This window comes from Limnoglobus sp. (genome assembly GCF_059499385.1).
In genome coordinates, this window is record NZ_JCABYM010000096.1 from 22,447 (window position 1) to 34,093 (window position 11,647).

An 11,647-nucleotide genomic window follows, 5' to 3' on the forward strand; every position below is an offset into this window, starting at 1 on the left:
CCACGCTCAAACATCCGTCAATCGTACCGGCGATCCCCGGCGAAACCAACGGGAAAATGCGACGACCCGACTTCCGAAGTCCGGCTTCGACTTCGGAAGTCGATGCGGACGAGGGGCGTCTGTAGACACGACGAAGGCCGCCCCACTGTTTCGACTTCCGAAGTCGAAGCCGGACTTCGGAAGTCGGGCGGCTCACCCCTGGAAGTCCTTCGCGAACGCCTTCGCGCTTAGCGGCTCGCCGGTCGCGTGCGGCAGCAGCTCCCGCCACGACAGCGTCCGGCCCGGCTCGAACACCTTCTTCTTCATGAACTCCCCGACCCGCTTGTCGCCGATGTACAGCACCGTCTTCGGGTCCGCGTTGTAGACCTCCTTGCACAGCGCGTGGTGGACCTGCGAGGCGAACAACTGCCCCATCATGTAGTTGTGGTAGTAGACCGGCGCGGAGCAGACGTGAATCTTGCTCCCGTAGTCCGGCGCGTTGCGGCCCTCCGGCCGTGTGAGGCCCTGGTACTTCTCGACCAGGTCCCACCACAACTTGTTCAGGTCCTGCGACGGGTTCTCGTACATCCCCTTCTCGAACCGCAGCATCACCTGGCACCACCGGCTGAAGATCAACAGCTCGTTGCGGAGGACCTTCGCCGCGGCCGCGTCGAACGCGGCCCCGTTCTCCACTTTCACGCCCATCTTCTCCAGCCACGGCCGCGACTTGCTGAACTTCTGGAACTGCATCGCCACCCCCTCCGTCGTGAGGATGTGCGCCTCGCCGCGGAGCACGTAGGGGACGCTCTGCGGGATGTTCTTGCTGCTGTAGACGGCGTGCCCCAGCTCGTGCAGCATCGTGCCCATCCAGTATTCCGTGGGAACGATGTTCGCCAGCACCCGCACGTCCCCTTCGCGGTCGATGTCCGTGCAGAACGCATGCGGCGACTTCCCCTTCTTCTCGAACAGGTCGCTGCGGGCGATCACGTCGTCGATCGGCAGCCCGACGCCCTTGTAGAAATCCTGGCACAGCTTCAGGATGTCCGCGTCCCGGTACGGCTGGTCCAGGTCCGCGTCGAACACGGCCGGCGACTCCTGGAAGAACGGGTCGTGGTAGTGCCACGGCCGCAGGTCCGCCACCTTCACCCCACAGTTCTTCGCCAGCCGCTCGTCGAACTCCGCCTTCGCCTTCAAGAACGGCTCGCGGGTCAGCGCGTCGAGTTCGTCGAACAGCGCGATCAGCTCCGCGCCGTCCTGCTCGTTGAGGAACAGCGTCATCGCGTGGAAGTTCTTGAACCCGAGCTTCGTCGCCGCCTCGTTGCGGAGCGCGACCAGCTCCTTCAACTCCGCCTCGACGTTCGCGCCGACGACCTTGCTCGCCTCCCACGCCTTCCGCCGCTCGTCGGAGTTCGTAGACTCCTTCAGCACCCGTCGGACCTGGCTGTCCGCCATCTCCTGCCCGTCCACCTTCGCGCGGAAGACGTTGAACCCCTTCTCGACGGCGTTCGCCTTCGCCGTGATCTTCTGAAGCAGCTCCGGCGGGACCTGCTTCTCGAGGTAGTTCAGGTACAGGAGGTCGATCTGCCGCTTCAGCAGCGGGTCGGCGACCTTCGCCTCCTTGATCGCCTTCAGCTCGGCGAACGCCTTCGGGTCGGCGAGGGCGGCGTCGATCTTGTTCTGCGCCTCCTCCTTCTTCTTGAAGTCCTCGTCCTGGCCGGTCGTGTTGGCGTTCCACCACGCGACGCCCGCCGCGATGTCCAGCGGCCGCATCTTCGTCACGTGTGCCTCGATGAACGCCTTCGCCGCGGTGTCCCCGTCGGCCGCGTTGAGGTTCGTCAGTCCTGCCACGGCCGCACCCCCCGCCAGTAGAAACGAACGTCGGTCCGGTTGCATGGTCGATCCTCGGTTGGAAACCCGGAGAGCAGGTTATTGTCCGCGCCCGCCGGCGGGGAGCAACTGGAAAGAAGCGGGTGGCCCGATAAAAGCGTCGAGCCGTAGGGCACGTGCGTGCCCTACGGCCCTCGTCGTTCCGGCAGACGCCTCATTCTGCCTTGAGTTTTTGGACGTACTCCTTGTAGGCTTTCTCGTCGCCAACGAGTTTCGACTTCAACTCCTTCGCCTTCGCCTGCCGCTTTTCGATCTCCGTTTCCTGCTCGTCGAATTTCTTCAAGTACCGCTTGTAGGCGTCGGAGTCCTTCGGCACGCGGTCGAGGTTCGCCCGGATCCGCGCCTGGTCGTCGGCGATGGCCTTCAGGCCGGCTTCTTCGTCCGCGATTCCCTTTCGCGTTGTCTCGGCCGCGGCCCGCAGGTCGAGGATCTTGGCGACCGCGTCTTTGACGGCCGGGGTGGCGGCGGGCGTCGCCGCGTAGTGCCGGAGGGCGGCGTCCGTCGTCCGCTCGATTTCCAACTCGGCCGGCGTAGTGGAGTCCTCGGTGACTGTCAGCGTCATCGTCGTGCCGGCCTTCGCCGTCGTCTCGAACCGGGACGCCTCGCGGGTCGTCTCCGTCGGCTTCGTGTCGCCGGTGACCGCCCACCCCGGCCGGAGCGGCCGCTCGACGATCACCGTGCGGTCCTGCGGGCCGCGGTTGCGGATGACGTACCGCGTCGTCTGCCGCGTCACCTCGCGTGTGATTAGTCGGCCGTTGCGGAGCGCAACGGCCTCGACCGTCCGCGTCGGCTCGTCGGCCCGCGGGACGACCTCCGTGTGCAGGTCGATGGCGTAACTGACCAGCCGTGTCTCGTTCGGCGCGAGGTCCGGCAGCCGGGCGTCGCCGGCGAACGTCTCGCCGTCGTACACCGTGACCGGCCCCTGGGCGAGGTTCAGCTTCGACTTGTTCGTCAGCCGCACGCCGAGCAGCGGATGCTTCGCGAGGACGTCCGCGTTGTAGATGCTGACCCGCTTGGTCTCGACCGGGTCGTTGACGATCGGCAAGAGCGCGGACTTGAGCCGGGGGAGAGTGACCGGGTCTTCGATCTTGTACTCGAAGGTGTCGCCGAGGGCGACGGCCGCGGCCGCGGTGAGGACGGTGGAATGGCTTCCCTCCGCGCGGGCACCGGCACCTTTGGCGAAGACGGCCTTGACGTTATCTGCCTTATCCTGCTCCGCTAAGCGATCCCGCAACTGTTCGTAGGACAGCCGCGGCCCGAGCAACTCGCGGGCGGACGGCCGGCCGAGGTTGCCGCCCTGGATGCCGAACTGCCCTTGCATCCCGAGTTGGCCCCACTGCCCGCCGAACCCGGCGAGGCCGCCACCGGCCCCGAGGTTGTTCGCGGCCCCGCCGCCGAGCAACCCGCCGCCGATCCCGCCGCCCGCGACACCACCGGTCATCACGTTGCCCTGATAGACCGGCGGCCGGAGCGAGGCGTACAGTTCTGGTTCGACCGTCGGCCGGGGGACGAACAACGGCTGATACAGGTCCATCTGGAAGGCCATCGGTCGGCCGGCGACGAGGCCGACCCTCACCCCGGTCCAGTCTTCTTCCGTCGTGTTCTCGACAGCCGCCCACCCTTGCAGGTTGGCCGTCGGCTTCTCGCCGAGGCTGAGCCGGTAGCTCGGCTTCCACATCGGGGCTTCCGTCACGTACCCGATCCGGACCCGCCGCCGCCCGTTGCCGTCGAAGTTCACGGCGATCGCCTTCTTGGCCGCGCCGCGGGCCGCCGCCAGGACCTCGAGCGCCTTGCGGAACTCGGCCTCCAACTCCGGCTTGAGGAGCTTGATCTTCTTCGCGGCCGCCAGCGGCACGGCCTGCAGGCCGTCGGCCGTGAGCAGGTTGAGCGACTCCCCTTGCGGGCCGGGCGTGGTCGTCGTTTCCGTTTCGCCGTCGGCGTTCGTCTTCGTGGTCACCGACCCGATGGGCCGGTCCACGCCGACCACGAGGCCGGTCACGCTCGTCCCCTGCTTGTCCGTGATCTCGACCTTCTCGCCGCGGACCTGGGAGAGCAGGTCGCCGACGGTAGGGTTGGCGGTCACGTCGATGGTGAACGCCTTCAGCGTGACCTCGACCGGGTGCTTGCCGTCGTAGGTGACGGCCTTCACCTTGCCGCCGTCCTTGTCCTCCAGCACGAGGCTCTTGAGCAAGTCGTTCACGTCCGGTTCCGGGAACCGCAGTTCGACGCGTGCGTTGCCGTCAACGATCCCTTCGCGCTGGAAGTATCCGACGCCGGCGTTGAAAAGGACAACCCGCTTCAGCGGCAAGTCGGTCGGCTTGGCGAGGGCCGGGCCGTCCTGCCCCGAGACGAGCGGGATGAGCGACAGCGCGAACAGGAGGCCGCAGGCCGTCACCAGGTGGCGGGGGTGCATGAACCGGCTCCGGGAGAGGCGGGGAGACAGTGGCAGAACGGTCGGGCCGGCGGTTCGTTGGCGGGGTTTGCGGATGGGTATGAAGATGTGAATCAACGCTTCCGCACGGAGTACCCGATCTTGCGGACGAACACCGTCCGGCTGGGTTCGTGTATCCCGTACACGACGTACACCGGCCCCGCGAACCCGATCCGCACGTACAGCTTCGCGGCGTCGAAGTAGTTTCGCGATTCTCCGAACGCGGCCGGGTTACGGGCCAACTCCTCCAAAATCCACCGGGAGGCGCGAACGGCCACCGCGAATTCTCCGTGAGCGCGTGCGACCTCGACGGCCGCGCGGAGTTGCTGGCCGACCTCCAAGGAGTTCGCCACGTCGTACCGTTCGTCACTCACGGCCGTCGAGTTCCTTCTCGTATTCCGCGATGATGTCCGTCAGTCGTTCACCTTGCGGGGCGGACATCAACTCGCGGGCTTCCTCCAGGGTCATCGGCGTGTAGGGGATGCTGGCCATCATCTCCTCGTACACGCTCTTCTTGTACAGGTCGCGCTCCGTCTTCACGCGGGCCAGTTCGTCTTCAAGCTGTCGGATGCGAGCCTGAAGCTCGTCCGGGGTCGGGTTGTTCGGGTTCATACGCCCTCCTGCGATTCCATTTCAGTCTACCCGGCGGCGGCCCGCCGCGAAAGACGGCGGCGGGCGTGTACCATACCCCCATGTCCCTCAAGCGATTCCTCCTCGTCCGGGTCGGGCGGCTGTTGACGTGGCCGGTGCGGCGGCAGCTGCGGCGGTTCGAGCGGCAGTGCGACGACCCGCGGGCCGTCCAGGCCGCCGTCCTCGACCGCATCCTCCGCAAGCAGCAAGGCACCGCGTTCGGCAAGGACCACCACTTCGCCGACGTGCGCACGCCGGAGGAGTTCCGCAAGAACGTGCCGGTCGCGCCGTACGAGTACGTCGCGCCGTACGTCGAGCGGGTGCAGGCCGGGGAGACGAACGCCCTGCTCGCGGACGACCGCGTCCTCATGTTCGCGCTCACCAGCGGCACGACCGCCGCCCGCAAGCTCATCCCGGTCACGCAGGACTACCTGCGGGCGTACCGCCGCGGGTGGAACATGTGGGGCGTCAAGATGTACCGCGACCACCGCGGGCGGCGGATCGCCATGCGGCCGATCGTCCAGATGGTCGGCGACCCGGACGAGTTCCGCACGTCCGCCGGCATCCCGTGCGGCAACCTCACCGGGTTCACGGCGAAGGTCCAGATGCGGCTCATCCGCCGGCTGTACGCCGTGCCGCACGAGACGGGGAAGGTCAAGGACGCGCTCGCGAAGTACTACGTCGCGCTGCGGTTCGCCGCGGACCGGAACGTGTCGCAGTTCATGGCCGCGAACCCCAGCACGCTCGTGCAACTCGCCCGCGCGCTGGACGCGCAGCGGGAGCACTTGCTCAAGGACCTGCACGACGGCACGCTGCGCGGCGACCTCGACATCCCGCCGGACGTGCGGGCGGTGCTCGCCCCGCGGTTGAAGCCGAACCCGGCGCGGGCGCGGGAACTCGCCGCCGTCGCCGAGAAGCTCGGCCGGCTGTTCCCGCAGGACGTGTGGCCGAGCGACGCCACGATCGTCAACACGTGGACCGGCGGCAGCATGGGGCCGTACCTCCGGCAGCTCCCGCAGTACTACGGCGACACGCCGGTCCGCGACCTCGGCCTGCTCGCCAGCGAGGGGCGGATGACGATCCCGTTCGCGAACAGCTCGCCGAGCGGCGTGCTCGACATCCTGTCGCACTACTTCGAGTTCATCCCGGAAACCGAAATCGACTCGAAGCAGCCGACCGTCCTGGCGGCGCACGAGATCCGGGAGGGCGGCAGCTACTACATCTGTCCGACCACACTTTATGGTCTGTACCGCTACCACATCTCGGACCTGGTGCGGGTCACGGGCTTCCTCGGCCGCACGCCGATGGTCGAGTTCCTGGGGAAGGGTAGCCGGTTCGCGAACCTGACCGGCGAGAAGCTGAGCGAGCACCACGTCACGAAGGCAGTGGACGCGGTGCTGAAAGTCGTGCCGCAGCCGATCACCGGGTACACGCTGTCGCCGGTGTTCGACGAGCGGGAGCCGTACTACGCGATCTTCCTGGAGGAGCCGGACGCCGTCGACGGCGAGCGGCTGCGGCGGTTCGTGGCGGAGCTGGACCGCGAGCTGGGCGTGCAGAACGTCGAGTACGCGGCGAAGCGGGAGAGCGGCCGGCTGGGGCCGGTTCGCGTGAAGGTGCTGCCCGCCGGCGCGTGGGCGGCGTGGGACGCGGAGCGGCTGCGGAAGACCGGCGGGTCGGCCGAGCAGTACAAGCGGCCGTGCCTGATCGGCGACGTGAACTTCGCCGCGACGATGGCGGTAGTGCGGACCGTTTGACTTGACTTCCGAAGTCCGGCTTCGACTTCGGAAGTCGAGCGGGACCGGCACCGTCGGGCGGGGAGGGACGCCCCCGCGCGGGATCGACTTCCGAAGTCGAAGCCGGACTTCGGAAGTCTGGGCTTCCGCATAGCTGCCCACTTCCTGCGCACGTCCCGTGCCACGACCCCTTGATTTCCAAGCATTTCCGACTGGCACGCGATCTGCAACATCGCCCCGTCTCTCACGTAGCGACGCCGACGGTCCTCCCTTCCGCCGTCGATTCCTTCCACCCGAGTTTCTGGCGACCATGCACGACAAGTTCGGCTTCCTCATCGACATGGACGGCGTCCTCTACCGCGGCCCGGAGCTGCTGCCCGGCGCGGGCGAGTTCGTCCGGCAACTGCGGGACCGCGACATCCCGTTCCGGTTCCTCACGAACAACAGCCAGCGGACGCGGCGGGACGTGGTGGCGAAGCTCGCCCGCATGGGCATCGACGTGGAGGAACGGCACGTCTTCACCAGCGCGATGGCTACCGCCCGGTTCCTCGCGCAGCAGAAGCCGAACGGCACGGCGTTCGTCATCGGCGAGGGCGGGCTGCTGACCGCGCTGCACGCCAACGGGTACGCCGTCGTCGATCACGACCCGGACTACGTCGTCGTCGGCGAGGGGCGGACGTTCAACCTCGAACTGGTCGAGACGGCGACGCGGATGATCCACAACGGGGCGATGCTGATCGCGACGAACCTCGACCCGAGCTGCCCGACGCAGAACGGGGGCGTCCGCCCCGGCTGCGGCGCGATGGTCGCGATGCTGGAGATCGCGACCGGCGTGAAGGCGTTCAGCGTCGGCAAGCCCAGCCCGGTCATGATGCGGGCGGCCCGGAAGGAGTTGGGGCTGACGACCGACGAGACGACGATGATCGGCGACACGATGGAGACGGACATCGTCGGCGGCGTGCAGCTCGGGTTCCACACGGTCCTCGTCCTCAGCGGCGGCACGCGGCGGGAGGACCTGGTGCGGTACGCGTACCGGCCGGAGGTGGTGGTCGAGAACCTCGCGGAGTTCGGCGAGCTGATGGCCCGCAACGAGTGGCAACCGCCGCGGGCGGCGGAAGCAGCCGAAGTCGCGGAACTGGCTCTCGTGTAACGGCAACGACTTCTTGTCCCCTCCCCCCTTTGAGGGGGAGGCGTGGCCCTTGGGGGCGGCGTAGGCCAGGAACACGCCGACCTGAGCGTTCTCGATCCGGCCCGCCGTGCCCGTGTACTGCCGCGCCACCCCGCAGGACTTCGTCCCCTCCTTGCCGAACCCGGTCCCGTCCACGATCAGCACCCCGCCGGGGTCGCCCAGGCGTTCGTGAACGTACCCGGCCAGGTCGTCCCGGACGGCGTCCGCGCCCAGTCGGCGCGGGCGAGCAGGTGCTGGACGCCGTCCGGGGTCGCCTCGCCCAGACACTCGGCCAGTTGCCACACGTTCCTCCGCGCGGCGTCGCTGAGGAGCCCGCGGACGTAGCCGACGGCCCGTTGACGGGGCTCGCTCCGGGCGAAGTGCCGCCCGATCCGCTCCCCCACCGCCGCCACCTCGACGGCCCACGTCTCCACGTCCCGCGTGGTCGGCCGTCCGGACATGACTCGCCCTCGCCGCAACTCCTTGGCGGGGCCGTCTTATCAACTAAGGCTGTAGGATCGCCGCAACCCGTAGCGGGGGCAATTTTTAGCAACTACGGCCGTAGGATTAACCCTCTCCCCCGGCTTTGCGGGGGAGAGGGAATAAGAGCGGTGGGCCTCGAAGACTCGACCTACCCGACTAGAATCCCTTCCCCATCTTCCTCCGGCACTTCCCGCTCCTTCCCAACTTCACTCATTCGGCACCATCCGCGCCGTCGATACTTCCCGCAGAGTCCCCACTCGCGTGAGTCGCGACGATGACCCGCGGCGCGTTGCTCGTCTGCCTGCTCGCGACCGGCTGCGTCGCCCCGCCGGTCGTCCGCCCCGCGGAGGGGCCGCCGGACCACCTGGCGCTCGCGGCCGACGCCCTCGACCTCGGCGAGGACGCGAAGGCCGCGGTCTACCTCTCCGCCCACCTGTACGACCACCCGGACGAGGCGATGACGCGGGCCACGCTCGCCGAGTTGCTGTTCCAACAGGGCCGCCACGCCGAGGCACGGCAGGAGTTCGAGCAGTTCGTGGCGACGGCCCAGCCGCTGACCGGCCCGCCGCGGAAGCACCTCGTCCACGCCCACACGCGGCTGGTGCGGATCGCCGAAGAGACACACGACGTGCACGCGGAGCAACTGCACCGCGGCATCGGGTTGTTCACACTCGTAAGCCAGTGGGACACCGACCCGTCGCGGCGGGACGAGGCGGTCGCGAATGAGACGCTGGCGAAGGCGGCGCGGGCACTCCGCGCGGCCCGCCGGCTGAGGCCGGACGACGCGCGGGCGAACCTGTACCTGGCACTGACCTACGCGCGGATGGGCCAGCCGTCGGCGGCGCGGGCGGCGTGGAAGTGCGTGGCCGCGGCCCCGCCGGTCGGCCTGACGCCGTGGGAAGCGGCGCGGTGCGAATCCGGTCGAGGTGCGCTGCGACCCTGACGGTCGAGATGAACTCTCGGCGATGGCCCGACGCATCGACCAGCTTTTGCCCCGAAGGGGCGCAACATGTCAGCCCAGGGCGACGCCCTGGGTACGCCCCCGCGCAACGCAACAAGCCCTGAAAGGGCGGAACACTCTTCCGCCCTTTCAGGGCTTGTTGCCTCGGGTGGCGGTCTCACCCAGGGCGGCGGGGCTTGCGCCCCTTGCCCTGGGCTGACATGTCGTGGCCTTTCAGGCCGAAAACCACGCCATAATGGTGCTGACCCTCCAACGGCTTGGCCTCACTTCTTCGCCGTCGGCTCGGCCGCCAGCGAGAACAACATCGCCATCGGCGACGCCGTCTGCGTCAGGCCCGGCCACCACTGCGTCGTCGGAATCTTGCCGTCCCACTGCTTCCACCGGGCTGTCTCCAGCTCGAGCTGCCGCAGCCGCACGAGCACGTCGCCCACGCCCATTTCGCTCGCCCGCTCCGCCTCGTAGACGCGGGCCTCGGCCTGCTTCTTCAGCGCCTCGGCCTCGGCCTCGGCGATCTTGAGTCGCGTCTTCGCCTGGGCCTCGGCCTTGATCGACTCGGCCTCCGCCTCCAACTCCGCCACCTGCTTCTTCGCCTCGGCCTCGGCCTTCGCCTTCGCCGCCTGCGCCTCGACCTCCGCGAGGGCGAGCAGCTTCTTCAGCTTCGCCTGCGACTCGGCCTTCAGCGACTCGTTCTCGGCCGTCGCCACCGCCTCCATCTTCAGCCGCTTGTTCTCGACCTCCTGCGCCTCCCGCTTCGCCTCGGCGACCGTCTTCTGCTGCTGCGCCTTGATCGAGTCGTCGATTGCTTTCTGGATTTCGTTGTTCTCGAACTGGATGCCGCCGAGCATCCCGATGGTCGAAATCTTGATCCCCCGCTTCTCGAAGAACGGGACCATGTCCGTCCGCACGGCCGTTATCATCTCGACCTTCTTGCCGAGCATCTCGTTAAACAGGTGGTGCGCGGCCTCCTCCGCGAGCACCTGCTGGACGCGGGCGCGGATTTCCGAGTCCATGATCTCCGCGAGGCTCTTCGACGGGTACGTGTACAGGAACGTCGCCGCGAGGTCCTCCGGGATGTTCGCCGTACACGTCACGCCCATCGTGAAGTTGATGCTGTCCTTCGACTCGGCGAACACCGCCTCGTCCTTCGCGGTCGTGCCGGTGTGGGCGGACCGCGTCCACTCCCGCGTCACCGGCTTGCGGTCCACCTTCACGAGGCGGACGGTGTTGACGTAGTGCCCGCTGCCGGGCAGGAACCCCATCTGCTGCCACCGGTGCGGGATTTGGACCCGCTTCGCGGCGACCTTCTGCTCGTTCAGAAACTCGACGGACGGGAACATCTGCTGCTTCGTCGTGTCCCCCTCCAGCGGGATGAGGAACGCGGAGTCGCTCGTGTCGATCTCCTGGAACTCCGGCACGTCGTAGGGGCGGATGACGCTCCGCCCCAGGATCAACCCGCCGACCAGCAGGCCGACGAGGCCGAGCGGGTAGAGGATCAGCTTGCGGGAAACGCCGTGCGATTCATTGTCCGTGGTCATGGGTCTCACTCGGTTCGGGCGTCGGCTTGCGGCGGACGACCCCGGCGATGACGCAGCCGAGGCCGAGGACGGCGCAGCCGAGCGGGATGACGCGGTCGCGGTAGCGGCGCGCGGCGTCTTGGTTCAGGAGGGTTTTCGCGACGCGGCCGTCGTCGCGCAGCTGGTACGCGGCGAGGGTCGCGGTCTCCCGGTCGCTCGCGAGCGGCGGCGGGTAGTAAATCCACCCGGCCGCGGCCCCGAACAGCATCAGCGTCGGCAGGATCACGCGCGGGTTCATGGGAACTCCTCCGGGCGAGGGCGCGACGGTCCCCGGCCCCGACGACACGTCGGGGTGCGAACGCGGACCGGCGGCAACCACCGGCTACGGTGGCGGAGCTGTTTCGGGCGAGAGGAGCGGACCGAAGCCGAACGACGCACCCGGATGCCGAGTGGTGCTCATGGCTCTTCTTGGGATGAAGGCGGGGGCGGAACGCGTCTACGCGGGACGGGTCGCCCGTTCAAATCCGCCGCGGCACCGTGCCGCGGCTCGCCTACGAGGTTAGCTGTCGGGCTAGGGCTTGAACGTACCCTCGCGGTTCCCCGCGTTCGCCCCGGAGTCGGCCGTGCGCCCGACTCGTCTGGGTCCCCCGTTCCCCGGATTTGCGCCGGGGATTCGGCTTTCTGCTTGGTTATTCGTTACACCGCGGGTCGGGATTTGTCAAGGGCCGGGCGGATTCGGGCGAATCGGCGAGCCGAGCGGCGGTAACCGCCCGGGGGGGGGGCGTTTACCCGCCGCGTTACCCCCACGGCACGCCCGGTGGAATTGTGTTATTAGAGGGGGTCCGGCAGAAACACAAACAC

At 68.1% G+C, this 11,647-nt stretch carries 9 protein-coding genes, 1 pseudogene and 1 riboswitch; of the genes and pseudogenes, 3 read left to right on the top strand and 7 right to left on the bottom strand.

Going from position 1 to position 11,647, the window contains the following annotated elements; all coding sequences use genetic code 11:
* Positions 1-192: 192 nt before the first annotated feature.
* The 4 genes from AC5JJ2_RS17290 to AC5JJ2_RS17305 all read right to left on the bottom strand — a co-directional run bounded on the left by AC5JJ2_RS17290 (position 193) and on the right by AC5JJ2_RS17305 (position 4,909).
* Positions 193-1,827 (bottom strand): M2 family metallopeptidase, encoded by a 1,635-nt coding sequence (locus AC5JJ2_RS17290; RefSeq protein WP_495859267.1) that lies wholly within the window; start codon positions 1,825-1,827, stop codon positions 193-195.
* Positions 1,828-2,020: 193 nt separating this feature from the next.
* Complete coding sequence (locus AC5JJ2_RS17295) at positions 2,021-4,279, bottom strand: DUF4139 domain-containing protein (RefSeq protein WP_495859268.1); 2,259 nt, start codon at positions 4,277-4,279, stop codon at positions 2,021-2,023.
* Positions 4,280-4,371: 92 nt separating this feature from the next.
* The gene (locus tag AC5JJ2_RS17300; protein ID WP_495859269.1) at positions 4,372-4,671 is read right to left on the bottom strand and encodes a hypothetical protein; all 300 of its coding nucleotides are present in this window, start codon (positions 4,669-4,671) and stop codon (positions 4,372-4,374) included.
* Entirely contained in the window at positions 4,664-4,909 is a 246-nt protein-coding gene (locus AC5JJ2_RS17305) for a hypothetical protein (RefSeq protein WP_495859270.1), read from the bottom strand. The genes AC5JJ2_RS17300 and AC5JJ2_RS17305 overlap by 8 nt, the downstream gene beginning before the upstream one ends.
* Positions 4,910-4,989: 80 nt before the next feature.
* Here AC5JJ2_RS17305 and AC5JJ2_RS17310 point away from each other — a divergent pair, with 80 nt between their 5' ends.
* Together AC5JJ2_RS17310 and AC5JJ2_RS17315 are read left to right on the top strand one after the other, a co-directional pair.
* Complete coding sequence (locus AC5JJ2_RS17310) at positions 4,990-6,681, top strand: GH3 auxin-responsive promoter family protein (protein WP_495859271.1); 1,692 nt, start codon at positions 4,990-4,992, stop codon at positions 6,679-6,681.
* A 289-nt stretch (positions 6,682-6,970) separates the two neighbouring features.
* Positions 6,971-7,810 (top strand): TIGR01457 family HAD-type hydrolase, encoded by an 840-nt coding sequence (locus AC5JJ2_RS17315; RefSeq protein WP_495859272.1) that lies wholly within the window; start codon positions 6,971-6,973, stop codon positions 7,808-7,810.
* Between the two features lie 39 nt (positions 7,811-7,849).
* Here the strand turns inward: AC5JJ2_RS17315 and AC5JJ2_RS17320 are convergent.
* Positions 7,850-8,289, bottom strand: a pseudogene (locus AC5JJ2_RS17320) (IS701 family transposase); the annotation flags it as partial.
* A gap of 296 nt (positions 8,290-8,585) precedes the next feature.
* Here AC5JJ2_RS17320 and AC5JJ2_RS17325 point away from each other — a divergent pair.
* Positions 8,586-9,254 carry a tetratricopeptide repeat protein gene (locus tag AC5JJ2_RS17325; RefSeq protein WP_495859273.1) on the top strand — a complete coding sequence of 223 codons (669 nt, stop codon included), beginning with the start codon at positions 8,586-8,588 and terminating at the stop codon, positions 9,252-9,254.
* A 281-nt stretch (positions 9,255-9,535) separates the two neighbouring features.
* Here AC5JJ2_RS17325 and AC5JJ2_RS17330 read toward each other — a convergent pair whose 3' ends face one another.
* Together AC5JJ2_RS17330 and AC5JJ2_RS17335 are read right to left on the bottom strand one after the other, a co-directional pair.
* Complete coding sequence (locus tag AC5JJ2_RS17330) at positions 9,536-10,807, bottom strand: SPFH domain-containing protein (RefSeq protein ID WP_495859274.1); 1,272 nt, start codon at positions 10,805-10,807, stop codon at positions 9,536-9,538.
* Positions 10,791-11,084 carry a hypothetical protein gene (locus AC5JJ2_RS17335; RefSeq protein ID WP_495859275.1) on the bottom strand — a complete coding sequence of 98 codons (294 nt, stop codon included), beginning with the start codon at positions 11,082-11,084 and terminating at the stop codon, positions 10,791-10,793. Before AC5JJ2_RS17335 ends, AC5JJ2_RS17330 begins: the two co-directional genes overlap by 17 nt.
* A 251-nt stretch (positions 11,085-11,335) precedes the next feature.
* Positions 11,336-11,464, bottom strand: a riboswitch (cyclic di-AMP (ydaO/yuaA leader).
* Positions 11,465-11,647 lie beyond the last annotated feature (183 nt).